The sequence below is a fragment of the Pseudomonas sp. TE6283 genome, from assembly GCF_054060555.1.
In genome coordinates, this window is the sequence record NZ_JBSSDH010000010.1 from 45,391 (window position 1) to 70,901 (window position 25,511).

General features: G+C 59.7%; 23 protein-coding genes. All 23 read left to right on the top strand.

Annotated elements, in window-relative coordinates:
- Positions 1 to 34: 34 nt before the first annotated feature.
- The 23 genes from mnmE to gntB all read left to right on the top strand — a co-directional run bounded on the left by mnmE (position 35) and on the right by gntB (position 25,411).
- A complete protein-coding gene (mnmE, locus tag ACVWZ5_RS15090; protein ID WP_028690027.1) occupies positions 35 to 1,405 on the top strand; it encodes a tRNA uridine-5-carboxymethylaminomethyl(34) synthesis GTPase MnmE in 1,371 nt (456 codons plus the stop codon).
- Between the two features lie 523 nt (positions 1,406 to 1,928).
- Positions 1,929 to 3,821 carry a tRNA uridine-5-carboxymethylaminomethyl(34) synthesis enzyme MnmG gene (gene mnmG, locus ACVWZ5_RS15095; protein WP_260270663.1) on the top strand — a complete coding sequence of 631 codons (1,893 nt, stop codon included), beginning with the start codon at positions 1,929 to 1,931 and terminating at the stop codon, positions 3,819 to 3,821.
- The gene (gene rsmG, locus ACVWZ5_RS15100; protein WP_096049056.1) at positions 3,818 to 4,468 is read left to right on the top strand and encodes a 16S rRNA (guanine(527)-N(7))-methyltransferase RsmG; all 651 of its coding nucleotides are present in this window, start codon (positions 3,818 to 3,820) and stop codon (positions 4,466 to 4,468) included. Before mnmG ends, rsmG begins: the two co-directional genes overlap by 4 nt.
- Before the next feature lie 18 nt (positions 4,469 to 4,486).
- Positions 4,487 to 5,278, top strand: a complete 792-nt coding sequence (locus ACVWZ5_RS15105) for a ParA family protein (RefSeq protein WP_028690024.1) — start codon at positions 4,487 to 4,489, stop codon at positions 5,276 to 5,278.
- Between the two features lie 9 nt (positions 5,279 to 5,287).
- Complete coding sequence (locus ACVWZ5_RS15110) at positions 5,288 to 6,160, top strand: ParB/RepB/Spo0J family partition protein (RefSeq protein WP_028690023.1); 873 nt, start codon at positions 5,288 to 5,290, stop codon at positions 6,158 to 6,160.
- Between the two features lie 149 nt (positions 6,161 to 6,309).
- Positions 6,310 to 6,717, top strand: coding sequence for a F0F1 ATP synthase subunit I (locus ACVWZ5_RS15115; RefSeq protein ID WP_008092225.1), 408 nt, complete (start codon positions 6,310 to 6,312; stop codon positions 6,715 to 6,717).
- Positions 6,718 to 6,733: 16 nt separating this feature from the next.
- On the top strand, positions 6,734 to 7,603 hold the full coding sequence (atpB, locus tag ACVWZ5_RS15120; RefSeq protein ID WP_028690022.1) for a F0F1 ATP synthase subunit A: 870 nt from the start codon (positions 6,734 to 6,736) through the stop codon (positions 7,601 to 7,603).
- A gap of 144 nt (positions 7,604 to 7,747) precedes the next feature.
- Complete coding sequence (gene atpE / locus ACVWZ5_RS15125; protein ID WP_003097235.1) at positions 7,748 to 8,005, top strand: F0F1 ATP synthase subunit C; 258 nt, start codon at positions 7,748 to 7,750, stop codon at positions 8,003 to 8,005.
- A 57-nt stretch (positions 8,006 to 8,062) separates the two neighbouring features.
- Positions 8,063 to 8,533 (top strand): F0F1 ATP synthase subunit B, encoded by a 471-nt coding sequence (locus ACVWZ5_RS15130; protein ID WP_023383136.1) that lies wholly within the window; start codon positions 8,063 to 8,065, stop codon positions 8,531 to 8,533.
- Between the two features lie 12 nt (positions 8,534 to 8,545).
- Positions 8,546 to 9,082, top strand: coding sequence for a F0F1 ATP synthase subunit delta (locus ACVWZ5_RS15135; protein ID WP_023628561.1), 537 nt, complete (start codon positions 8,546 to 8,548; stop codon positions 9,080 to 9,082).
- 21 nt (positions 9,083 to 9,103) lie between these two features.
- Positions 9,104 to 10,648, top strand: a complete 1,545-nt coding sequence (gene atpA, locus ACVWZ5_RS15140; RefSeq protein WP_028690021.1) for a F0F1 ATP synthase subunit alpha — start codon at positions 9,104 to 9,106, stop codon at positions 10,646 to 10,648.
- A 48-nt stretch (positions 10,649 to 10,696) separates the two neighbouring features.
- Positions 10,697 to 11,557 carry a F0F1 ATP synthase subunit gamma gene (atpG, locus tag ACVWZ5_RS15145; protein WP_028690020.1) on the top strand — a complete coding sequence of 287 codons (861 nt, stop codon included), beginning with the start codon at positions 10,697 to 10,699 and terminating at the stop codon, positions 11,555 to 11,557.
- 27 nt (positions 11,558 to 11,584) lie between these two features.
- Positions 11,585 to 12,961: a F0F1 ATP synthase subunit beta gene (gene atpD / locus ACVWZ5_RS15150; RefSeq protein ID WP_028690019.1), complete on the top strand. Its 1,377-nt coding sequence runs from the start codon at positions 11,585 to 11,587 to the stop codon at positions 12,959 to 12,961.
- Between the two features lie 44 nt (positions 12,962 to 13,005).
- Entirely contained in the window at positions 13,006 to 13,425 is a 420-nt protein-coding gene (locus ACVWZ5_RS15155) for a F0F1 ATP synthase subunit epsilon (protein WP_028690018.1), read from the top strand.
- Positions 13,426 to 13,547: 122 nt separating this feature from the next.
- The gene (gene glmU / locus ACVWZ5_RS15160) at positions 13,548 to 14,915 is read left to right on the top strand and encodes a bifunctional UDP-N-acetylglucosamine diphosphorylase/glucosamine-1-phosphate N-acetyltransferase GlmU (protein ID WP_084940905.1); all 1,368 of its coding nucleotides are present in this window, start codon (positions 13,548 to 13,550) and stop codon (positions 14,913 to 14,915) included.
- Between the two features lie 288 nt (positions 14,916 to 15,203).
- The gene (locus ACVWZ5_RS15165) at positions 15,204 to 15,971 is read left to right on the top strand and encodes a DeoR/GlpR family DNA-binding transcription regulator (RefSeq protein ID WP_028690016.1); all 768 of its coding nucleotides are present in this window, start codon (positions 15,204 to 15,206) and stop codon (positions 15,969 to 15,971) included.
- A gap of 12 nt (positions 15,972 to 15,983) precedes the next feature.
- Positions 15,984 to 17,819, top strand: a complete 1,836-nt coding sequence (gene glmS, locus ACVWZ5_RS15170; protein WP_062360057.1) for a glutamine--fructose-6-phosphate transaminase (isomerizing) — start codon at positions 15,984 to 15,986, stop codon at positions 17,817 to 17,819.
- Positions 17,820 to 18,488: 669 nt separating this feature from the next.
- Complete coding sequence (locus tag ACVWZ5_RS15175; RefSeq protein WP_457340713.1) at positions 18,489 to 19,451, top strand: proline dehydrogenase family protein; 963 nt, start codon at positions 18,489 to 18,491, stop codon at positions 19,449 to 19,451.
- A gap of 200 nt (positions 19,452 to 19,651) precedes the next feature.
- Positions 19,652 to 20,713 (top strand): threonine aldolase family protein, encoded by a 1,062-nt coding sequence (locus ACVWZ5_RS15180; RefSeq protein WP_084940899.1) that lies wholly within the window; start codon positions 19,652 to 19,654, stop codon positions 20,711 to 20,713.
- Positions 20,710 to 22,014: an ATP-grasp domain-containing protein gene (locus tag ACVWZ5_RS15185; protein ID WP_084940897.1), complete on the top strand. Its 1,305-nt coding sequence runs from the start codon at positions 20,710 to 20,712 to the stop codon at positions 22,012 to 22,014. Before ACVWZ5_RS15180 ends, ACVWZ5_RS15185 begins: the two co-directional genes overlap by 4 nt.
- Positions 22,011 to 23,234, top strand: coding sequence for an MFS transporter (locus tag ACVWZ5_RS15190; RefSeq protein WP_062360065.1), 1,224 nt, complete (start codon positions 22,011 to 22,013; stop codon positions 23,232 to 23,234). The genes ACVWZ5_RS15185 and ACVWZ5_RS15190 overlap by 4 nt, the downstream gene beginning before the upstream one ends.
- Positions 23,221 to 24,336 (top strand): aminotransferase class V-fold PLP-dependent enzyme, encoded by a 1,116-nt coding sequence (locus tag ACVWZ5_RS15195; protein WP_172402364.1) that lies wholly within the window; start codon positions 23,221 to 23,223, stop codon positions 24,334 to 24,336. Before ACVWZ5_RS15190 ends, ACVWZ5_RS15195 begins: the two co-directional genes overlap by 14 nt.
- Positions 24,337 to 24,424: 88 nt before the next feature.
- The gene (gene gntB, locus ACVWZ5_RS15200) at positions 24,425 to 25,411 is read left to right on the top strand and encodes a guanitoxin biosynthesis L-arginine gamma (S) hydroxylase (protein WP_062360068.1); all 987 of its coding nucleotides are present in this window, start codon (positions 24,425 to 24,427) and stop codon (positions 25,409 to 25,411) included.
- The last annotated feature ends 100 nt before the right edge of the window (positions 25,412 to 25,511 follow it).

The following is a 25,511-nucleotide window of genomic DNA, read 5'->3' on the forward strand; positions in this document are numbered from 1 at the left end:
CTATCTGACGAATTCGTTGTAGAGGCTTTCGAGCATGAACACTGTGCGTGAAACCATCGCCGCCATCGCCACCGCCCAGGGCCGCGGCGGGGTCGGCATCGTCCGTTTGTCCGGGCCGCTGGCCAGCCAGGCCGGGCAGGCCATTACCGGCCGCACGCTGACCCCGCGACACGCCCACTACGGCCCGTTCCGTGATGCCGATGGCCTGGTCCTGGACGAAGGCATCGCGCTGTTCTTCCCCGGGCCGAACTCGTTCACCGGCGAAGACGTGCTGGAGCTGCAGGGCCACGGGGGGCCGGTGGTCATGGACATGCTGCTGCAGCGCTGCCTGCAGTTGGGCTGCCGGTTGGCACGCCCGGGCGAGTTCAGCGAGCGTGCGTTCCTCAACGACAAGCTCGACCTGGCCCAGGCCGAAGCCATCGCTGACCTGATCGAAGCCAGCTCCACGCAAGCTGCCCGTAATGCCCTGCGCTCTTTGCAGGGGGCTTTCTCCAAGCGCGTGCATGGGCTGACCGAGGCGCTGATTGCCTTGCGCATCTACGTCGAGGCGGCTATCGACTTCCCTGAGGAAGAAATCGACTTTCTCGCCGACGGCCATGTGCTGCGCATGCTCGATGATGTGCGCAACGAGTTGTCCACAGTGCAGCGTGAAGCCGGGCAGGGTGCCCTGTTGCGCGACGGCATGACGGTGGTCATCGCTGGCCGGCCGAACGCCGGCAAATCTAGCCTGCTCAACCAGCTGGCCGGACGCGAGGCGGCGATCGTCACCGATATCGCCGGCACCACCCGGGATATTCTGCGCGAACATATCCACATCGATGGCATGCCGCTGCATGTGGTCGACACCGCCGGTCTTCGCGATACCGATGACCATGTGGAAAAGATTGGGGTGGAAAGGGCGCTCAAGGCCATCGGCGAGGCTGACCGGGTGCTGCTGGTCGTCGACTCGACCGCGCCGGAAGCCAGTGACCCCTTTGCGCTGTGGCCGGAGTTCCTGGACCAACGGCCAGATGTGGCAAAAGTCACGCTCATCCGTAACAAGGCCGACTTGAGCGGTGAGCATGTCGGCATGGAGCAGAGTGACGATGGGCACGTAACCATTACCTTGAGTGCCCGCGAAGACGACATGGGGCTGGATCTGCTGCGTGACCACCTCAAGGCCTGCATGGGGTATGAACAAACCGCAGAAAGCAGCTTCAGCGCCCGTCGTCGGCACCTGGAAGCGCTGCGCCAGGCCAGCGAGCACCTGGAGCATGGTCGGGCACAACTGACCCTGGCTGGCGCCGGAGAGCTGCTGGCAGAGGATCTGCGCCAGGCACAGCAAGCGTTGGGTGAAATCACCGGGGCGTTCAGTTCGGACGACCTGCTTGGCAGGATTTTCTCGAGCTTCTGCATCGGCAAATAGTCCACAGCGCTTCGATAACACGGCCGCTCCTGCCTGGAGCGGCTTTTTTTTGCCTGTGATTAAGGCAGCCCGAGTGCCGGCTTGACCTGGCGGATCTGTAAGCGCGCTGCCGCGACATCCACAGATGATATTTCAGGCCTAGGAGCTCTGTGGAAAACTCGCCATCAGCTCCGTTGATAACTGGCCTTTTTTCCTGAGGACAAACCCGTCTGTGGGTAAACGACACTTTAATCCACAGGTTACACGCCGTTATCCAGAACCCCCAGGCCTACTACGCCACAGGGTTATGATTCCCGCAAAGCCATACAGTGAAAGGGCTAAGATCACTTATCCACATGTGGATAGGTGCCTAAACATAAACATAAAAACAAAGCTTTTTTAAATTTTTCCTCTTTGTTTTCTTTTACCTGCCACTCATCCACAGCCTGCTCATTTTTTGCTCAGACGGTTTCTTTGAAGGGCGGTAAGTCCCTATACTTGTCCGCTTACCTTCTCTATTCGCAAAACAGGCACGAGGTGCGTGGTGGATTTCCCTTCCCGTTTTGAAGTGATCGTCATCGGCGGCGGCCATGCCGGTACCGAGGCTGCGCTTGCGTCCGCACGCATGGGTGTGAAAACCCTGCTGCTGACCCACAACGTGGAAACCCTCGGTCACATGAGTTGCAACCCGGCCATCGGTGGCATCGGCAAGAGCCACCTGGTCAAGGAAATCGATGCGCTCGGCGGGGCCATGGCATTGGCCACCGACAAGAGCGGCATCCAGTTCCGCATCCTGAACAACCGCAAGGGGCCGGCCGTGCGCGCCACCCGTGCGCAGGCCGACCGCGCCATCTACAAGGCGGTGGTGCGCGAAATCCTGGAAAACCAGCCGAACCTGTGGATATTCCAGCAGTCGTGCGATGACCTGATCGTCGAGCAGGACCAGGTCAAGGGCGTGGTCACCCAAATGGGTCTGCGCTTCTTCGCCGACTCCGTAGTCCTGACCAGCGGTACCTTCCTCGGTGGACTTATCCACATCGGTCTGCAGAACTACTCCGGTGGCCGCGCCGGCGATCCACCCGCCAACGCCCTGGCCCAGCGCATGCGTGAACTGCCGCTGCGCGTAGGCCGCCTGAAGACCGGCACACCGCCGCGCATCGATGGCCGTTCGGTGGACTTCTCGGTGATGACCGAGCAGCCGGGCGACACACCGATCCCGGTAATGTCCTTCATGGGCAATGCCGACATGCATCCGCGCCAGGTCAGTTGCTGGATTACTCACACCAATGCCCGTACCCACGAGATCATCGCCTCGAACCTCGACCGTTCGCCGATGTACTCCGGCGTGATCGAAGGCGTCGGCCCGCGCTACTGCCCGTCGATCGAGGACAAGATCCATCGCTTCGCCGACAAGGAAAGCCACCAGGTGTTCATCGAGCCGGAAGGCCTGACCACCCACGAGCTGTATCCCAACGGTATTTCCACCTCGCTGCCGTTCGACGTGCAGCTGGACATCGTTCGCTCGATCCGCGGCATGGAAAACGCCCACATCGTCCGCCCGGGCTATGCCATCGAGTACGACTACTTCGACCCGCGCGACCTGAAGTACAGCCTCGAGACCAAGGTCATCGGCGGCCTGTTCTTCGCGGGCCAGATCAATGGCACCACCGGTTACGAAGAGGCCGGCGCCCAGGGCCTGCTGGCCGGGACCAACGCCGCGCTGCGTGCCCAGGGCCGTGAAAGCTGGTGCCCGCGCCGCGACGAGGCCTACATCGGTGTGCTGGTCGACGACCTGATCACCCTGGGGACCCAGGAGCCGTACCGCATGTTCACCTCGCGCGCCGAATACCGGCTGATCCTGCGCGAAGACAACGCTGACCTGCGCCTGACCGAGAAAGGCCGCGAACTTGGCCTGGTCGATGACCAGCGCTGGGCCGCGTTCTGCGCCAAGCGCGAAGGCATCGAGCGTGAAGAGCAGCGCCTGAAGAGCACCTGGGTTCGCCCGGGCACGCTGCAGGGTCAGGCCATTGTGGATAAGTTCGGCACGCCGCTGGCCCACGAATACAGCCTGCTCAACCTGCTCGCCCGTCCGGAAGTCGACTACGCTGGCTTGATCGAGGCGACCGGCGGTGAGGTGATCGATCCACAGGTTGCCGAACAGGTCGAGATCAAGACCAAGTACGCCGGCTACATCGACCGCCAACAGGAAGAGATCGCCCGTCTGCGCGCCAGCGAAGACACGCGCCTGCCTGTGGATATCGACTACACCACGATTTCCGGCCTGTCCAAGGAGATCCAGGGCAAGCTCGGGCAGACCCGCCCGCAGACCCTGGGCCAGGCGTCGCGCATTCCGGGTGTCACCCCGGCGGCGATTTCCCTGTTGCTGATTCACTTGAAAAAACGCGGCGCAGGCCGCGAATTGGAGCAAAGCGCTTGAGTTCCCTGGTCACCCCGCAACATGCCGAAGAGTTGTCCACAGGTGCGCGCCTGCTCGGTGTCGAGCTGAGCGCGCAGCAGCACGAGTCGCTGCTGGGCTACCTGGCCCTGTTGATCAAATGGAACAAGGCCTACAACCTGACCGCGGTGCGCAACCCGGACGAGATGGTCTCGCGCCACCTGCTCGACAGCCTGAGTGTCATGCCGTTTATCCACAATGACACCCAGCGCTGGCTGGATGTCGGCAGTGGCGGCGGCATGCCGGGCATTCCGCTGGCCATCCTGCATCCGCACAAGCAGGTGACGGTGCTGGACAGCAACGGCAAGAAGACCCGCTTCCTGACCCAGGTGAAGATGGAACTGAAACTGGACAACCTCACGGTTATCCACAGCCGGGTGGAAGAGGTCCAGCCCGAGCAGCCGTTCTGCGGGATCATTTCCCGGGCCTTCAGCAGCATGGAGAATTTCACCAACTGGACCCGCCACCTGGGTGACGCCCGCACGCAATGGCTTGCAATGAAGGGGCTGCATCCTGCCGACGAACTGGTAGCATTGCCCGCAGACTTCACAGTGGAAAGCGAGCAGGCCCTGACCGTTCCAGGTTGCCAGGGCCAGCGCCATCTGCTGATACTGCGCCGCAAGGCATGACTGGGAACACACGCAACAATGGCTAAGGTATTCGCAATCGCGAACCAGAAGGGTGGTGTGGGCAAGACCACCACCTGCATCAATCTCGCCGCATCGCTGGCCGCGACCAAGCGTCGCGTGCTGCTGATCGACCTCGATCCACAGGGCAACGCCACCATGGGCAGCGGTGTGGATAAACACGAGCTCGAGCACTCGGTATACGACCTGCTGATCGGGGAATGCGACCTGGCCCAGGCCATGCACTATTCCGAGCACGGCAACTTCCAGTTGCTGCCGGCCAACCGCGACCTCACCGCCGCGGAAGTCGTGCTGCTCGAGATGCAGATGAAGGAGAGCCGCCTGCGCAACGCGCTGGCGCCGATCCGCGAGAACTACGACTACATCCTCATCGACTGCCCGCCGTCGCTGTCGATGCTGACGCTCAACGCGCTGGTCGCCTCCGATGGCGTGATCATCCCCATGCAGTGCGAGTACTACGCGCTGGAAGGTCTCAGCGACCTTGTGGATAACATCAAGCGCATCGCCGCCCGGCTGAACCCGGAGCTGAAGATCGAAGGCCTGCTGCGGACCATGTACGATCCGCGCCTGAGCCTGAACAACGACGTTTCGGCGCAGCTCAAGGAGCACTTCGGCGATCAGCTGTACGACACGGTGATTCCACGCAACATCCGCCTGGCCGAGGCGCCGAGCTTCGGCATGCCGGCCCTGGCCTACGACAAGCAATCCCGCGGCGCGCTCGCCTATCTGGCGCTGGCCGGGGAACTGGTCCGCCGTCAGCGCCGTCCATCACGCACTGCACAAACAACTTAAGGAATCCGCATGGCCATCAAGAAACGCGGTCTCGGACGTGGGTTGGATGCACTGCTCAGTGGTCCTTCCGTCAGCGCGCTCGAAGCGCAGGCAGTGAAGATCGACCAGAATGAACTGCAACAGCTGCCGGTCGAGCTGATCCAACGCGGCAAGTACCAGCCGCGCCGCGACATGGATCCCGAGGCGCTGGAGGAACTGGCGCACTCGATCCGCACTCACGGCGTCATGCAACCGATCGTGGTGCGCCCGATCGGCGACAACCGCTATGAGATCATCGCCGGTGAGCGCCGCTGGCGCGCCACCCAGCAGGCCGGCCTGGACACCGTGCCGGCCATGGTCCGCGAAGTGCCCGACGAAGCCGCCATCGCCATGGCGCTGATCGAGAACATCCAGCGCGAGGACCTCAACCCGCTGGAGGAAGCCCTGGCCCTGCAGCGCCTGCAGCAGGAGTTCGAGCTGACCCAGCAGCAGGTGGCCGATGCCGTCGGCAAGTCGCGGGTGACCGTGGCCAACCTGCTGCGCCTGATCTCGCTGCCCGAGGCCATCAAGACCATGCTCGCCCACGGCGACCTGGAGATGGGCCACGCCCGCGCCTTGCTCGGCCTCGAGGAGGATCGTCAGGAAGAAGGGGCGCGTCATGTTGTCGCACGCGGGCTCACCGTGCGCCAGACCGAGGCACTGGTGCGCCAGTGGCTCAATGGCAAACCTGAGCCGGTCGAGGCCAGCAAACCTGATCCGGATATCGCCCGTCTTGAACAGCGTCTGGCAGAGCGCCTGGGCTCGGCGGTACAAATTCGCCACGGCAACAAGGGCAAAGGCCAGTTGGTTATTCGCTACAACTCCCTTGACGAGTTGCAAGGCGTGCTTGCTCACATCCGCTGAAACAATTCCTGTTGTAGCGCGCAGTCGGAAATCACTACCGAAGAGTTGAATAGGGGTTAATCCACCCCTATACTCTGCGCGCATTTTGTCGGCACAAATTATGCCAAGTCATTGCTGACTAGGCGGTCGACTTTCGAGGAGCAGTTGTGATGGAAATACGCACGCCAAACCGCCTGCCTTTCCATCGCTGGGCGGTTTTTCCGGTACTGCTGGCTCAATTTGTCGTCCTGCTGCTGGCAACCTTGGTGTTGTGGCAGTGGAAAGGGGCGGTCAGTGGATATTCAGGCCTCTGCGGAGGATTGATTGCCTGGCTGCCCAATGTGTATTTCGCCTGGAAGGCTTTTCGCTTCAGCGGAGCCCGGGCGGCGCAGGCCATCGTCAAGTCGTTCTACGCAGGCGAGGCAGGCAAGATGATTTTGACGGCAGTGCTGTTTGCACTGACCTTCGCAGGAGTGAAGCCATTGGCGCCGTTGGCAGTATTCGGCGTCTTCGTGCTGACCCTTTTGGTCAGCTGGTTCGCGCCCCTGCTGATGAATAAAAGACTTTCGAGACCTTAGGGCGTTTGAGGCAACCATGGCAGCAGAAACCGCTTCGGGCTATATCCAGCACCACTTGCAGAACCTGACCTACGGTCAACTACCAGACGGCAGCTGGGGCTTCGCCCATTCGGCTGCAGAAGCCAAGGCAATGGGCTTCTGGGCGTTCCACGTGGACACCCTCGGCTGGTCCGTTGCGCTGGGTCTGATCTTCCTGTTCATCTTCCGCATGGCGGCCAAGAAGGCGACTTCCGGCCAGCCGAGCGGTCTGCAGAACTTCGTGGAAGTGCTGGTGGACTTCGTCAACGGCAGCGTGAAGGACTCCTTCCACGGCCGTAGCCCGGTGATTGCTCCGCTGGCGCTGACCATCTTCGTCTGGGTCTTCCTGATGAACGCCATCGACCTGGTTCCGGTCGACTGGATTCCTCAGCTGGCCATCCTGATCTCCGGTGATCCGCACATTCCGTTCCGCGCGGTGTCGACCACCGACCCGAACGCGACCCTGGCCATGGCCTTCTGCGTGTTCGCCCTGATCATCTTCTACAGCATCAAGGTCAAGGGCCTGGGCGGCTTCCTCGGCGAGCTCACCCTGCACCCGTTCGGCAGCAAGAATATCTTCGTGCAGATCCTGCTGATCCCGGTGAACTTCCTGCTTGAATTCGTCACCCTGATCGCCAAGCCGATCTCGCTGGCCCTGCGTCTGTTCGGCAACATGTACGCCGGCGAACTGGTGTTCATCCTGATCGCGGTGATGTTCGGCGCCGGCATCCTCTGGCTCAGCGGCCTGGGTGTGGTGCTGCAGTGGGCGTGGGCCGTGTTCCACATCCTGATCATCACCCTGCAAGCTTTCATCTTCATGATGCTGACCATCGTCTACCTGTCGATGGCTCACGAAGATAACCATTAAGACCGCCTGGCGTGTCTGATAGCCTTCCCCGCCCGTTTGGGGGGAGGGCTTAAAAAGTCCGCAAGGGCATGCTGTACCAAACGATTTGTTTTACCGCTTCAAACTAAAAACCTAACCAATACGACGTAAAAGTCGGGAGGAAAGATGGAAACTGTAGTTGGTCTGACCGCTATCGCTGTTGCTCTGCTGATCGGCCTGGGTGCTCTGGGTACCGCCATTGGTTTCGGCCTGCTGGGCGGCAAGTTCCTGGAAGGCGCTGCTCGCCAGCCAGAAATGGTTCCGATGCTGCAGGTCAAAATGTTCATCGTTGCCGGTCTGCTCGACGCCGTAACCATGATCGGTGTTGGTATCGCTCTGTTCTTCACCTTCGCGAACCCCTTCGTTGGTCAGATCGCCGGCTAATCACTCGTTCCTACGAGTTGATTGGTGTGATGGACAAAGACCGAGCGAGGTGTTGGCGTGAACATTAATGCAACCCTGATTGGCCAATCCGTTGCTTTTCTGATTTTTGTACTCTTCTGCATGAAGTACGTATGGCCTCCGGTCATCACTGCCCTGCAAGAGCGCCAAAAGAAGATTGCCGACGGCTTGGACGCTGCCAACCGCGCAGCTCGCGACCTGGAGCTGGCCCAAGAGAAAGCGGGTCAGCAACTGCGTGAAGCGAAGGCACAGGCAGCCGAAATCATTGAGCAAAGCAAGAAACGCGCTGCTCAGCTTGTCGAGGAAGCCCGTGAACAGGCTCGCGTCGAAGCTGACCGTGTGAAGGCTCAGGCTCAAGCCGAGATCGAACAGGAACTGAACAGCGTCAAAGACGCCCTGCGTGCCCAAGTGGGTGCCCTGGCCGTTGGCGGTGCTGAAAAGATCCTTGGCGCCACAATCGATCAAAACGCGCATGCGGAGCTGGTTAACAAACTGGCCGCTGAAATTTAAGCGAGGGCGATCATGGCAGAACTGACCACGTTGGCCCGACCTTACGCTAAGGCTGCCTTCGAGCATGCCCAGGCCCATCAGCAACTGGCCAATTGGTCAGCCATGCTCGGCCTGGCTGCTGCGGTGTCGCAAGACGACACCATGCAGCGCCTGCTCAAGGCCCCGCAACTGACTAGCGCAGAAAAGGCCGCCGCATTCATTGAAGTGTGCGGTGACAAGTTTGACGCCAAGGCACAGAATTTCATTCATGTTGCCGCGGAAAACGAACGTCTCCTGCTTCTGCCGGAGATTTCGACTCTGTTCGACCTGTACAAGGCCGAGCAAGAGAAATCCGTGGACGTGGAAGTCACCAGTGCTTTTGCGTTGAACCAAGAACAGCAAGACAAACTCGCCAAGGTTCTCAGTGCACGGTTAGGCCAGGAAGTGCGCCTGCACGCGTCGGAGGATGCCAGCCTGATCGGCGGCGTCGTCATCCGCGCTGGCGACCTGGTAATCGACGGTTCGGTTCGCGGCAAGATCGCGAAACTGGCCGAAGCCTTGAAATCTTGAGTTTGAAGGGGCAGCAGAGCAATGCAGCAACTCAATCCTTCCGAAATTAGTGAAATCATCAAGGGCCGCATCGACAACCTCGATGTTGGCTCCCAAGCCCGTAACGAAGGTACCGTCGTTTCGGTTTCCGACGGCATCGTGCGGATCCACGGTCTGGCCGACGTCATGTACGGCGAAATGATCGAGTTCCCGGGCAGCGTATTCGGCATGGCCCTGAACCTGGAGCAAGACTCCGTAGGTGCAGTGGTCCTGGGTGCCTATGACACCCTCGCCGAAGGCATGAGCGCCAAGTGCACCGGCCGCATCCTGGAAGTTCCGGTTGGTAAGGAACTGCTGGGTCGCGTCGTCGACGCACTGGGTAACCCGATCGACGGCAAAGGTCCTCTGGGCAACACCCAGACCGACGCGGTCGAGAAAGTAGCTCCAGGCGTGATCTGGCGTAAGTCGGTAGACCAGCCTGTACAGACTGGCTACAAGTCCGTCGACGCCATGATCCCTGTCGGCCGTGGCCAGCGCGAGCTGATCATCGGTGACCGTCAGATCGGCAAGACCGCCATGGCCATCGACGCCATCATCAACCAGAAAGACTCCGGTATTTTCTGTGTTTATGTTGCAGTCGGCCAGAAGCGTTCCACCGTTGCCAACATCGTTCGCAAGCTGGAAGAAGCTGGCGCCCTGGCCAACACCATCGTGGTCGTTGCCAGCGCCTCGGAATCCGCCGCACTGCAGTTCCTGGCCCCGTACGCCGGCTGCACCATGGGCGAGTTCTTCCGTGACCGCGGTGAAGACGCGCTGATCGTCTACGATGACCTGTCCAAGCAGGCCGTTGCCTACCGTCAGATCTCCCTGCTGCTGCGCCGTCCACCAGGACGTGAAGCGTACCCAGGCGACGTGTTCTATCTCCACTCCCGTCTGCTGGAGCGTGCATCGCGCGTTTCCGAAGAGTACGTCGAGAAGTTCACCAACGGTGCTGTAACCGGCAAGACTGGCTCGCTGACCGCCCTGCCGATCATCGAAACCCAGGCTGGCGACGTTTCCGCGTTCGTTCCGACCAACGTGATCTCGATCACCGACGGTCAGATCTTCCTGGAATCGGCCATGTTCAACGCAGGCATCCGTCCTGCCGTTAACGCCGGTGTGTCGGTATCCCGTGTTGGTGGTGCCGCCCAGACCAAGATCATCAAGAAGCTGTCCGGTGGTATCCGTACCGCCCTGGCCCAGTACCGTGAACTGGCGGCCTTCGCCCAGTTCGCTTCGGACCTGGACGAGGCTACCCGCAAGCAGCTGGAGCATGGTCAGCGCGTTACCGAGCTGATGAAGCAGAAGCAGTACGCGCCAATGTCGATCGCCGACATGGCCCTGTCGCTGTACGCCGCTGAGCGTGGTTTCCTGACCGACGTAGAAGTCGCCAAGGTCGGTAGCTTCGAGCAAGCTCTGATCGCCTACTTCAACCGTGATCACGCCGAACTGATGGCGAAGATCAACGTGAAGGGTGACTTCAACGACGAAATCGACGCTGGCATGAAAGCAGGCATCGAGAAGTTCAAGGCCACCCAGACCTGGTAAGCCGCAGCGGGGGCTCCGGCCCCCGCTTGCTAACCTGATAGGTGATACATGGCAGGCGCAAAAGAGATTCGCAGTAAGATTGCGAGCATCAAAAGCACGCAAAAAATTACCAGCGCCATGGAGAAAGTGGCGGTCAGCAAGATGCGCAAGGCACAAATGCGCATGGCTGCTAGCCGTCCTTACGCGGAGCGTATCCGCCAGGTGATCGGTCATCTGGCCAACGCCAACCCGGAATACCGCCACCCGTTCATGATCGAGCGCCCTGTAAAGCGCGCCGGTTATATCGTGGTGAGCAGTGACCGTGGTCTGTGCGGTGGCTTGAACACCAACCTGTTCAAGGCCCTGGTCAAGGACATGAACGAAAACCGCGAACAGGGCGTTGAAATCGACCTGTGCGTGATCGGCAGCAAGGGTGCGACTTTCTTCCGCATCTTTGGCGGCAACGTCGTAGCCGCGATCAGCCACCTGGGCGAAGAGCCATCGATCAATGATCTGATCGGCTCCGTCAAGGTGATGCTGGACGCCTACCTGGACGGCCGCATCGATCGCCTCTCGGTGGTTTCGAACAAGTTCATCAACACCATGACCCAAAAACCGACGGTCGAGCAATTGGTACCGTTGGTGGCAACCCCGGATCAGGAACTCAAGCACCACTGGGACTACCTGTACGAACCCGACGCAAAAGAGCTGCTGGACGGCTTGATGGTGCGTTACGTGGAGTCGCAGGTCTACCAGGCGGTGGTCGAGAACAACGCTGCTGAACAAGCGGCCCGGATGATCGCCATGAAGAACGCCACAGACAACGCCGGTGATTTGATCAAAGAGCTTCAGTTGATCTACAACAAGGCGCGTCAGGCTGCGATCACCCAGGAGATCTCGGAAATCGTCGGCGGCGCTGCCGCGGTTTAACGGTTCAAAAATTCAGAGGATCCAGCTATGAGTAGCGGACGTATCGTTCAAATCATCGGCGCCGTCATCGACGTGGAATTCCCACGTGATGCCGTGCCGAGTGTTTACAACGCGCTGAAAGTACAAGGCGCGGAAACCACCCTGGAAGTTCAGCAGCAGCTGGGCGACGGCGTGGTTCGTACCATTGCGATGGGCTCGACCGAAGGTCTGAAGCGCGGTCTGGATGTCGTCGACACCAAGGCTGCCATCTCGGTACCTGTCGGCAAGGCAACCCTGGGCCGTATCATGGACGTCCTGGGCAACCCGATCGACGAAGCCGGCCCAATCGGCGAAGAAGAGCGTCGCGGTATTCACCAGCCAGCGCCTTCGTTCTCCGACCAGGCGGGCGGTAACGACCTGCTGGAAACCGGTATCAAGGTTATCGACCTGGTCTGCCCGTTCGCCAAGGGTGGTAAGGTTGGTCTGTTCGGTGGTGCCGGCGTCGGCAAGACCGTTAACATGATGGAACTGATCCGTAACATCGCCATGGAACACAGCGGTTACTCTGTGTTCGCTGGTGTGGGTGAGCGTACTCGTGAGGGTAACGACTTCTACCACGAGATGAAGGACTCCAACGTTCTCGACAAGGTAGCGCTGGTCTACGGTCAGATGAACGAGCCACCAGGAAACCGTCTGCGCGTAGCGCTGACCGGCCTGACCATGGCTGAGAAGTTCCGTGACGAAGGTAACGACGTTCTGCTGTTCGTCGACAACATCTATCGTTACACCCTGGCCGGTACTGAAGTATCCGCACTGCTGGGCCGTATGCCTTCGGCAGTAGGTTACCAGCCGACCCTGGCCGAAGAGATGGGCGTTCTGCAAGAGCGTATCACTTCGACCAAAGAAGGTTCGATCACCTCCGTACAGGCCGTATACGTACCTGCGGACGACTTGACCGACCCGTCGCCAGCGACCACCTTCGCCCACTTGGACGCCACCGTCGTTCTGTCCCGTGACATCGCTTCCCTGGGTATCTACCCAGCGGTCGACCCACTGGACTCGACTTCGCGCCAGCTGGACCCGAACGTGATCGGCACCGAGCACTACGAGACCGCTCGTGGCGTTCAGTATGTTCTGCAGCGCTACAAAGAGCTGAAGGACATCATCGCGATCCTGGGTATGGACGAACTGTCCGAAGCCGACAAGCAACTGGTTGCCCGCGCTCGTAAGATCCAGCGCTTCCTGTCGCAGCCGTTCTTCGTGGCCGAAGTCTTCACCGGCTCGCCAGGCAAGTACGTTTCGCTCAAGGACACCATCGCTGGCTTCAGCGGCATCCTCAAAGGTGACTACGACCACCTGCCAGAACAAGCGTTCTACATGGTCGGCAGCATCGACGAAGCGATCGAGAAAGCCAAGAAACTGTAATCCCGGCGCCCCGCAAGGGGCGCTAATCAGGTTGAGGCAAGCAGATGGCTATGACAGTCCATTGCGATATCGTCAGCGCGGAAGGAGAGATCTTCTCCGGCCTGGTCGAGATGGTAGTAGCGCACGGCAACCTGGGCGATCTGGGTATCGCTCCAGGCCACGCGCCGCTGATCACCAATCTCAAGCCTGGTCCGATCACGCTGACCAAGCAGGGTGGCACTCAAGAGGTGTACTACATCTCCGGTGGCTTCCTCGAAGTGCAGCCGAACATGGTCAAGGTTCTTGCCGACACCGTGCAGCGCGCTGCCGACCTGGACGAAGCTCAGGCTCAGGAAGCCCTCAAGGCTGCCGAGAACGCGCTGAACACTAAAGGCTCGGACTTCGACTACGGCGCTGCTGCCGCACGTCTGGCCGAGGCTGCAGCTCAGCTGCGTACTGTCCAGCAATTGCGCAAAGGCAAGTAAACCGGCCTCGGCCGCTTACCGCTGTTGCGATTGAGTTAAAGGGTAGCCTCGGCTACCCTTTTTCTTTTTCTGAAATTCCCCTTCGGTCACGTCCCTGACCACCCAGGATTGGTAGCCAGTCAATGTCCCTCGATATCGTCATTCTCGCCGCAGGCCAAGGCACCCGCATGCGCTCCGCGCTGCCGAAGGTCCTGCACCCGGTCGCCGGCAACTCCATGCTCGGCCACGTTATCCACAGCGCACGCCAGTTGCAGCCCAAAGGTATTCACGTGGTTATCGGCCATGGTGCCGAGCTGGTCCGTGAGCGCCTGGCCGCCGACGATCTGAACTTCGTCATGCAGGACAAGCAACTGGGTACCGGCCATGCCGTGGCCCAGGCGTTGCCGGCGATCACCGCCGAAACCGTGCTGGTGCTCTACGGGGATGTGCCGTTGATCGAGGTGGAAACCCTGCAGCGCCTGCTGGCCAAGGTCAGTGAGCAGCAGCTGGGGCTGCTCACCGTGACCTTGCAGGATCCGACCGGCTACGGGCGCATCGTGCGTGACGCAGCGGGCAACGTGACCGCGATCGTCGAGCACAAGGATGCCAGCGAAGCGCAGAAGGCGATCAAGGAAGGCAACACCGGCATCCTCGCCATGCCTGCCGCACGGCTGGCAGACTGGATGGGACGGTTGTCCAACAACAACGCTCAGGGCGAGTACTACCTTACCGATGTGATCGCCATGGCCGTGGCCGATGGCCTGGTGGTCGCCACCGAGCAGCCCCACGATCCGATGGAAGTGCAGGGCGCCAACGACCGCCGCCAGCTGGCGGAGCTCGAGCGTCACTATCAACTGCGTGAAGGCCGCCGCTTGATGGCCCAGGGCGTCACGCTGCGTGATCCGGCGCGCTTCGATGTACGTGGCGAGGTGACGGTGGGCCGCGATGTGCTGATCGACATCAACGTCATTCTCGAAGGCAAGGTGGTGATCGAGGATGACGTGCAGATCGGCCCCAACTGCGTGATCAAGGACAGCACCCTGCGCAAGGGCGTGGTGGTCAAGGCCAACAGCCACCTTGAAGGCGCGGTGCTGGGCGAGGGCAGCGATGCCGGTCCGTTCGCCCGTCTGCGTCCGGGCAGTGTCCTGGAAGCCCGCGCCCATGTGGGTAACTTTGTCGAGCTGAAGAACGCGCATCTGGGCGAGGGCGCCAAGGCCGGCCACCTGACCTACCTGGGCGATGCCGAGATCGGTGCCCGCACTAACATCGGTGCCGGCACCATCACCTGCAACTACGACGGCGCGAACAAGTTCCGCACCGTGATGGGCGAGGATGTGTTCATCGGTTCCAACAACTCGCTGGTGGCACCTGTGGAAATCCAGGCGGGAGCCACTACCGCCGCGGGCTCGACCATCACCCAGACGGTCGAGGCCGGGCAGTTGGGCGTTGCCCGTGCGCGCCAGCGCAACATCGAAGGCTGGAAGCGGCCGGAGAAGCTCAAGAAGAGCTGAGTTATCCACAGCACTTTCAATCGAAAGCCGGCTTATGTGAATAAGCCGGCTTTTTATTGGGTGTCGTATAGAGGTCCCCTGTAGGAGCGGCCTTGTGTCGCGAAAGGGCCGCAAAGCGGCCCCAGCTATTTCTGCCTTGGCGCTGAGATCCTGGGGCTGCTTTGCAGCCCTTTCGCGACACAAGGCCGCTCCTACAGGGACCGTGTCAGTGCAGAGAGAAACTTGACGAATCGCTCATCTTAGGTTTTGATTGCATCACTTATCTTTCGAATCGAAACTTAAACCAACATGTCGAAACGAAACACTCCTCAGCGTCGCCACAACATCCTGGCCTTGCTCAACGAGCAGGGCGAGGTGAGCGTCGACGCCCTGGCCAAGCGTTTCGAAACTTCCGAAGTCACCATCCGTAAGGACCTCGCTGCCCTTGAGGCCAACGGCTTGCTGCTGCGCCGGTACGGTGGCGCTGTGACCATGCCCCAGGAACTGCTGGGCGACACAGTCCAGCCGGTGTCCCTGTACAAGCAGGCCATCGCCCGGGCGGCGGTCGGACGCATCCGCGAGCATGCGCGCATCATCATCGACAGCGGCAGCACCACGGCGGCGATGATCCCCCAGCTCGGGCGCCAGCCGGGTCTGGTGGTGATGACCAACTCGCTCAACGTGGCCCGCGCCATCAGCGAGCAGGAGCATGAGCCTGTATTGCTGATGACTGGTGGTACCTGGGACCCACACTCGGAGTCCTTCCAGGGCCAGGTGGCCGAGCAAGTACTACGCTCATACGACTTCGACCAGCTGTTCATCGGTGCCGACGGCATCGACCTGGAGCGTGGCACCACCACCTTCAACGAGCTGTTGGGCTTGAGCCGGGTCATGGCCGAGGTGGCGCGCGAGGTGATCGTCATGGTCGAGTCGGACAAGGTCGGTCGCAAGATCCCCAACCTCGAGCTGCCCTGGGGCAGCGTCAATACCCTGATTACTGATGATCGCCTGCCCGCCGAGGCACGCGACCGGATTCAAGCCCGCGGCATCACCCTTATCTGCGCCGCTATCAGCTAGGAGCAACATCTTATGTGTGGAATCGTTGGTGCCGTTGCCGAGCGCAATATCACAGCCATCCTCATCGAAGGCCTCAAGCGCCTGGAATACCGTGGTTATGACAGCGCCGGCCTGGCCGTGCTGAACCAGCAAGGCGCGCTGGAGCGTCGCCGTCGCATCGGCAAGGTCAGCGAACTCGAAGGCGCCGTGACCGCCGACCCGCTGGCCGGCCAACTGGGCATCGCCCACACTCGCTGGGCAACCCATGGCGCGCCGACCGAAAACAATGCCCACCCGCATTTCTCCGGGCACGACGTGGCGGTGGTGCACAACGGCATCATCGAGAACCACGAAGAGCTGCGTGAAGAGCTCAGGGGCCTGGGCTATGCCTTTGTCTCGCAGACCGACACCGAAGTCATCGTCCACCTGATCCACCACCTGCTCAAGGATATTCCCGACCTGACCGACGCGCTCAAGGCCGCGGTCAAGCGCCTGCACGGGGCTTATGGCCTGGCGGTGATCAGCGCCAGCCAGCCGGACCGCCTGGTCGCCGCCCGCAGCGGCAGCCCGCTGGTGATCGGCCTTGGCCTCGGCGAAAACTTCCTGGCCTCCGACCAATTGGCCCTGCGCCAGGTCACCGACCGCTTCATGTACCTGGAAGAAGGCGATATCGCCGAGATCCGCCGTGACCAGGTGCAGATCTGGGATCAGTCCGGTCATGCGGTCCAGCGTGAGACGGTGCAGTACCACGAAGGCGCCGAAGCCGCCGAGAAGGGCAACTACCGCCACTTCATGCTCAAGGAAATCCACGAGCAGCCCACCGTGGTGCAGCGCACCCTGGAAGGGCGCCTGGGCAAGGACCACGTGATGGTCCAGGCCTTCGGCCCACAGGCCGCCGAGCTGTTCGCCAAGGTGCGCAACGTGCAGATCGTTGCCTGTGGCACCAGCTACCACGCCGGCATGGTCGCCCGCTATTGGCTGGAAAGCCTGGCCGGTATCCCTTGCCAGGTGGAAGTGGCCAGCGAGTTCCGCTACCGCAAGGTGGTGGTGCAGCCGGACACCCTGTTCGTCTCCATCTCGCAGTCCGGCGAGACCGCCGACACCCTGGCGGCCCTGCGCAATGCCAAGGAGCTGGGCTTCCTCGGCAGCCTGGCGATCTGCAACAAGGGCATCAGTTCGCTGGTGCGCGAATCCGACCTGACCCTGCTGACCCTGGCCGGGCCGGAGATCGGCGTCGCCTCGACCAAGGCCTTCACCACCCAGCTGGTGTCGCTGATGCTGCTGACCCTGGCCCTCGGCCATGTGCGCGGCACCCTCGAAGCCGGTGTCGAAGCCGAGCTGGTGGACGAGCTGCGCCGCCTGCCGGCCCGCCTGAGCGAGGCGCTGGCGATGGATGGCGTGGTCGAGAAGATCGCCGAGCTGTTCGCCGACAAGCACCACACCCTGTTCCTTGGCCGCGGCGCCCAGTACCCGGTGGCGATGGAAGGTGCGCTCAAGCTCAAGGAGATCTCCTACATCCACGCCGAGGCCTACCCGGCCGGCGAGCTCAAGCATGGCCCGCTGGCGCTGGTGGACAACGACATGCCGGTGGTGACCGTGGCGCCGAACAACGAACTGCTGGAGAAGCTCAAGTCGAACCTGCAGGAAGTCCGCGCCCGTGGCGGCGAGCTGGTGGTGTTCGCCGACGAGCAGGCCGGCATGAGCAACGGCGAAGGCACCCATGTGATCAACGTGCCGCACATCAACGATGCGCTGGCGCCGATTCTCTACACGGTCCCGCTGCAGCTATTGTCGTACTACGTGGCGGTACTCAAGGGCACTGATGTCGATCAACCACGTAACCTCGCCAAATCCGTCACTGTGGAATGACGCTTGTGCCGGGCTTGACCTGACGCAATATAGCTTGCGTTGCACTGTTTATAGTTGATCTGTTGATTCAAAGGCCTGGTGAGCGTCAATGCCAGGCCTTCCCTCCTTCCGAGCGCATTCATGCGCTGTTAAAACGTCGATATTCACTATTGCCTGTTGCATTAAATAAATGGCGTTTCGGACAGAATCGAGCACATAGATGGCACTCGTTCGAATGGTTGAATTTCGTGTTGCCGTTGCGGCGACGACAGTACGTGAGAAGAAAACGACCCCTCAAACGATGGCAACCGTGCGCCTTGTGTCACCCTTCGCGTACTGCTTACTTGCCCAGCGCAGACTCAGTGAATCTATAAGCTGCTGAAGTAAATTGATTTTTCAAGGGCTATCATTTTTATGTGAGTGATGGCGATTTGATGGTCTTGGCATTGCCGACGATATTCGATTGCCTGAGTTCTTCTGTCGCTAACTGACACGTGGGCGCTGTCGTGTCGCAAAACGGTAAACATCTATTTGTACGGTTTGACTGAGGTCTGCCTTTGCGCGTCGATACTGGACAAAATAAACAAAGGCTACTTAGGATTTTGCCGCTGATTGCCTTCTCTGATTTTGAATCTTGTCGAGAGGCTGTACACAGACGTACGCCGTTGCGCTGCTCAAGGAGAGAGACTGATGGTTTCCCAGGAAACGTGTACGCTAGCCGCCGCTGCCCTCAAGAAACTTGCGATGAACAGAGCATGCAGGGAGGCATTCAACGAAGACTCCTTGTTCTTCAAATTGTTCGAGCCTGCCGCTAAGCGCTACTTCCTCGGCGCAGATCGCGAAGAACTGCTTCCAAAACTTCAGTTACTCGCGGGGAAGGGCTATGCGCTGAGCGCCGAGTACGTGGGCGAGGAGAACGCCGACCCTGTTGTCGTCCAGCGTTTCGTCGATGAGTATCTGGCCTCTATCAAGCCATTCGTCGGGGCTGGTCTCAGGCCCCAACTGAGCTTTGACCTGAGCGCTGTTGGCCTGGCCTTGTCCCAGGATACCGCGTACAGGAACGCTGCCACGATCATTTCCGCTGCCGCCGAGCATGACATTCCAGTCATGATCAGCATGGAGCATGCCTCCTCGGTGGACCGCATCCTCGAGGTCTACGGGGAACTGGCGCCTGAATACGCAAACGTTGGCGTGACCCTCCAGGCCTACCTGCACCGCACCCTCGATGACCTGCCGAAGGTCCTTGGTCATCGGCGCAAGATCAGGTTGGTCAAGGGGGTTTACAACGAACCTCAAGAAGTCGCGCTGCCACGTGGCGAGGCGCTCGATCAACGCTACCTGGACATGCTGCGCTTGATCCTGGACGCGGGTGTTCCCGTAAGTTGTGCGACCCAGGATCCAACCATGATTGCCCGTATCCTGGCAGAGCCGCGCGGCTCTGCGAGTCTGGAGCTGGAAATGCTCCACGGTGTGCAACCCGCCTTGATGCGCCAGGCCAAGGAAGCCGGACTGCCTTGCCGCATCTATGCGGTGTACGGCGGTAGTTGGTATTTGCACTTCCTGCATCGCTTGGCAGAGTCGCCGCAGGAAATCCTGGGGGCGCTCGCCGATTTCAGCGAACCCTCCCGTGTTGTTTTTGGGGCTGGGTACTAATCCGCCTTGTCACTTGTTGATCAGACAAGGGGCCTGCTTCAGTAGTTGAGCGCAGCGAAAGTGAGAGGTATCAATGATCGTTAATACCTCGTCACGCCATTTTCGCAAACTGAATAAGTTGCTGTTATTAAACGTGAATATATCACGCGGTTGACCGCGTGAATAAGCATGCCTTGCACACGATAAATAAGGAAGTCGACATGTTCATTGACCTCAGAAGTGATACGGTGACAAAGCCCACGGAGGGCATGCGTAAGGCAATTTACGAGGCCGAGGTCGGTGACGACTGTTTTGGCGAGGACCCCAGTGTCCGTGCCTTGGAAGAATATTGCGCGGACTATTTTCAGAAGGAATCCGCGTTATTCACCACGGGGGGCACCTTGAGCAACCAGCTGGCAATCAAGGCCATGACCCGGCCAGGTGATGAAATATTTCTGGATGCCTCTTACCACATAAATTTCTATGAAGCGGCTTCAACGTCGGCATTTTCAGGTGTGAACTTTTCCCTGACCCGTCATGACGATGGCCTGTTCGACGTAGCCGACCTCGAGCGCCTGTACGCATCCAAGTGCCGTTGGAACCAGAACTACGCAATGCCGCGAGTCGTTGTTGTGGAAAATACGTTGGGTTGCAAGGGGGGGGCTGTATTTCCGCTTGAGCAGATGAATCGCGTGTTCTCCTATGCCAAGCAAATCGACGCCTACCGCTATCTGGATGGCGCACGCATTCTGCATGCCTCCATCGCGACAGGTATCGACGTGACGTCCTACACCGATAACGCCGACCTGTTGTCCATGTGTCTGTCCAAGGGGCTTGGAGCGCCGGTTGGCTCGATCATGATGGGATCGCGCGAGCTCATCCAACAAGTCAGGAAGTACCGCAAATGGTTTGGGGGAGATCAGCACCAGGCCGGCATGATGGCGGCTGCGGGCCTGTATGCCATGCGCAACAACATTGAGCGCCTGGCCGAGGACCATGAGCACGCGGCGCTGCTGCATGAACAACTCAGTGTCATGGAGCACGCGCGTTCGGGCTACAAAGGCACCAACATGGTGACCCTGGATATTTCCCGTCTTGGCGTTACACCGATGCATTTTGCCGAACGGCTCAGGGAGCGAGGTGTGGGCGGGCTTCCCTACAACGACAAGGAGATTCGTCTTGTCCCGCATATCAACGTCGATCGTGAGCACATCATCAAGGCCGCGGAGCTGATCAAGACATTGGTGCGTGATCTTGCCCATACCACGGAGACCGCCAAATGATCTTCAAGAAAAATGTGGTCGTGGTTGTGGATGCATACTCCATTGGAAGTCTGATTGCCCCGGCGTTCATCTCCCGTGGTTACGAGTGCATTCATGTCCGTTCGACGGACAACGTCAACGCGTTCTACGAGTCGTGGTTTCGGCCGGCAGATTTTATCAAAGACCTTCCCTACATTTCCGACGCGTTGCTCGACGAGCAACTGAGCCAGTACAACGTTCAATTTGTCCTGGCAGGGTGTGAGTTCGGGGTCGAATTGGCGGCTGACCTGGCTGCGCATTTCAATGTCGCGCGTCACAACAATCCGGCACACGCGGTACGTTGGAGAAACAAGTACGAAATGCATGAGGCGCTGAAGCGTGCGGGTGTTCGCTCGATCAAGCATTTCCGCTCGGCGGAGCTGGTCAAGATCCAGGAATGGATCGAGGAGCAGAATCTCTTCCCGGTCGTCTTGAAGCCGATCAACAGCGCCGGCTCCGACAACATCCATATCTGCACCAATGCCGCCGAGGTGGAAAGTGCCTTCGCAGCCGTCAAGGGCAGTCGCAATATCTTCCTCGCGCAGAATGAGCAAGTACTCGTTCAGCAGTACCTGGATAACGCCGACTTTTATTCAGAAATGAAGGCTGACAAGGGGCGCGACGTCGACATTGAGTATTGCGTCAATACCGTCAGCGTGGATGGGCAGCATTTTGTCAGTGAGATCATTCGTGTGTACCGTACCCGTATCGGTGCCGCGCCGGTGCATGACTACAACCAGCTGATGTGCCCGGTCGACAATCAGGATGTGTATAGCCGGTTGTCCGAGTATGTCTTTTCGGTCCTGGATGCCTTGGGTATCAAGCACGGCGTCGGGCACAGCGAACTCATGATCGTCAATGATGAGCCGGTGCTGCTCGAGACCGCCGCAAGAATGCCGGGTGGGATCGATCTTTCAGCCTATACCCGTGCCCTCGGGCATAACCAGCTCAATCTGTGGGTGGAGTCGCTGGTCAATCCGCAAGGATTCCTGGATTACCGCGCCAAGCCCAGGAAGAAATTGTTTTTCCACTCCAGTTGCGTCTTCCTCATTGCGCGTGCCAGTGGAGAGATCAAGCGCCTTCCCGATGTCGCCGTGTGGAAGCATATCCCTGGTTTGCACAGCATCAAGATCCAGCATGAGGGCATGCTCAGCGAGACCAACTCGCTGGAGAACTCTCCTGGCCACGTGTTCATCCTGGACAAGGATCGTTCTTCCATCCAGGACAGCATCCAGTTGTTGCGGGAGGCCGAGTCCGCCATCTATCAGGGCATGCTGGCATGAAGCCGGGGGCGGCCGAGCTGACGCTGGCTGAGGGCCGGGTGTACACCACGCCAGTGATGGTGATGCTGTCGGCCACGTTTATCCTGACCCTGGCACGGGCAATGACATTGCCCTATCTGGTGGTCTACTGTGCGCAGCGGTTTGGCCTGGGTGTTGCCGATGTCGGACTGGCATTGGGCGGGGCACTCATAGCGAGTTCCCTGCTCAGCCTGTATGGAGGGTTCCTGGTCGACCGATTTTCCAACCACCGGATCCTGGTGGTGGCCGGAAGCCTGTTTGCCCTTGCGTTTGGCGCTGCCTTCCTCACTGACTCGATGGCGCTGTTCTTTCTGGCGATCGTGGTGGTCAACCTGGCCTATGCGGTCATCGACATCGCCATCAAGGCGGGCATTGGCACGTTGGTCGCGGCGCAACGAAGAGGAGCGGTGTTCTCGGTCAAGTACACGCTTACCAACATCGGATTTGCCGCGGGGCCATTCCTGGGGGTTCTACTGGCCAAGGCCGGGCCTGGATTGCCATTCGCGGCTGCGGGTTGGGTCGGGGCGGGTTTCGTTCTGCTGTATGCCTTGTTCGGAACCAAGTTGGGCAAAGCGGCTAGCGATGTTCCACCACAGACAGGATTCCTCGAGGTAATGGGGTATCTGCTCAAGGACTATCGACTGGTGTGCTTTACCTTGGGCGGGCTGCTCAGCGTCGTCGTATTCGGCCAGTTCTCGGCTTACCTATCCCAGTACCTGCTGGTGACCGGCACGCCGGAGCATACCTACCAGGTCATCAACTATCTGGTAACGACCAACGCCTGCGTGGTCATTGGCCTGCAGTACTTGGTGGGGGCTCGGATCAACCAGAACAACCTGTTCCGCATGCTGTGCCTGGGCATGCTGTTCTTTTTGGTGGGGCTGATCGGCTTCAGCCAGGCAGAGCAGGTGCCGTTCTGGGTCATTGCGATGATCGTGTTCACCATTGGTGAAATCATCATCATTCCCACCGAGTACCTGTTCATCGACTTCATCGCACCCGCGCATCTGCGAGGCATCTATTACGGCGCACAGAACCTGTCGAATCTCGGCGCGGCATTGGGGCCGATGCTTTGTGGGTTGGCACTTTCGATGTATCAGCCACAGGTCATGTTCTATGTGTTGTGCCTGTGCGTGGTGCTGGCCACTGGGTTCTACTACATGGGTTGCAAAGCCAAGGACGGTAAAGATGATCCACTTTAATACCGCTGGCGCGGGTGTGATGTCGGCGCAGGCATTGGAGGTGATGCAGGCCTTCCTGCAAGATGAGCGCGAGCATGGCGCCTATGAGGCCGAGCTGGCCGGTTCGGCAGTGCTGGAGCACGAGATATACGCCAACGTCGCACGCCTCATCGGGGCACTGCCGGCGGACATCGCTCTGTTCGACAGTGCGACCAAGGCCTGGGTGACGGCGCTCGATGCCCTGGACTGGAACGGCGGCGACCGTGTACTGGTAACGCCTTATGAGTATGCGGGCAACTTGATTGCACTGGATCAATTGCGCCAGCGCCATGGTGTGGTGGTCGAAGTCATTCCCTTGCTGGAAAATGGCGATCTCGACCTGACGTGGCTGGCCGAACATCTACGAGAAGACGTCAAGCTTGTCTCGATCGTTCATGTACCTTCCTGTTGCGGCATCGTCAATGACGTGCAGAGCATCGGCAGGCTATTGCAGGCGCATCCTTGTGTGTTTTTCCTCGACGCCTGCCAGTCGGTGGGGATGCTGCCGATCGATGTCAAAAGCATCGGCTGCGATGTGCTGACGGCTGCCGGGCGCAAGTTTCTCTGTGGCCCCAGAGGCACCGGATTTGCGTATCTGTCCAAGGCGTTCCGTGCCGTTGCCGCGCCGAGATTCACTGATCTGCACCGGGCGACCTTCACCGTGAACGATGGTGTGCGCCTGGATCAGCACGATGCCCGATGCTTTGAGTACGCAGAGCGAAACAGTGCCGCGCTCATGGGGCTGAACATCGCTGTGCAGGATCGCCTGAGGGGCGGTTATGTCGATGATTGTGCGGCCTACCGGTTCCTGGTGGAGGAGCTCAAGGGTGATGCGCGTCTGCAATTGATCCTTCCAGGCGCGCGGCAACGCGCCATCGTTTCGTTCTTCCATGACGCATTGCCCGCACCGGAAACCGTCGCCCGGCTTCGCGCCGATGGCATCAACTGTTGGGCCGGCCACGCCTCACATACGCCCTACTTCATGAAAGGCCGGGGTGAGCGGTTTGTGCGGGTCTCGCTGGGACACGGCAGCACCGTTTCACAAGCCGAACAGTTCATGCGCCTGCTGCGAAACATGCATTAGACCCTAGCGGCCATACCGGCACCTTGGCCAGGCCTGCGCCAGGTGCTGGAGGCCTTCCATCGCCTCGACTTACGAACAGGGACTTTCGATGAACGATGTGAACAGATTCAAACCGTCGACCGAGATCAAGGAGCGCTTGCGTCCTTTGTACAAGAAGGACAATTGGCACTGGGCGCTTGCGCTTTCGCTCGATCTGGCAGTGATCGGACTTGCGGTATACCTGAGTCAGCAGAGCCCTTACTTCTATCTCCTGACCGTACTCCTGATCGGTTCACGTCAACGGGCGCTCGCCTCCTTGTTGCATGAAGCGGCGCATATGACCTTGATGAACAACAAGGTGCTGTGTCGGGCCATCGGGGAGTATCTGCTTGCCTATCCAATCTTCCAGAACTATGAGGCGTATCGCCGCTCCCATGTGCAGATGCATCACCATCACCTGGGGGACCAGCAGACGGACCCTGACCACAGGTACTACATCGACTCTGGTCTGTATGCTGCCAGTGACCGAATGGATTTCCTCCTGCGTCACTTGCTCAGGAGCATCACGCTGACCAACACATCGCAGTACTTCGTCTATCTGGTGAAGAATCGTGCAGGCGATGTCGTGGCCAAGCCGGTGCAAGGTCTCAAATTGCTCCTGGTGCACGCGGTGATACTGGCGGTGTTCTGGTATTCGGTCGGACCGTGGGGCTATCTGCTGTTCTGGCTCGTGCCGTACTTCACCGCGTTTCAAGTCATCGGCTGGTTCTCGGAAATTTCAGAGCATTTCGGCATGTTCGGGGTGTACAAGGATGAAGTGAAGCTGACGCGCAACCGTTTTCCAAACCTCTTGGAGCGGCTGTTCATCGGTATGCACGGCGACAACTATCACCTGACCCATCATTTGTTTGCTGGCGTGCCTTTCTGGAATCTTGCCAAGGCACACAGGGTGCTGATGGACGATCCCGACTACGCCGAGGCGAATCTCGGTTGTGGGGGAATCTTCACTGCGAAGGGCGATGCGAGGTCGAGCCTTGCGCAGATTTTCGAAGCTTACCGAAGCGGAAAGATCAGCGCAGTCATGACCACGGAGTGACTTGTTATGGCTAATGCGTTCCAGAAACGTCGCATTAGCCATCGGCGTGACTCTCCGTCGGTCAAATGACAAGACCTGTGGTGTGGTTGTCATGGCATAG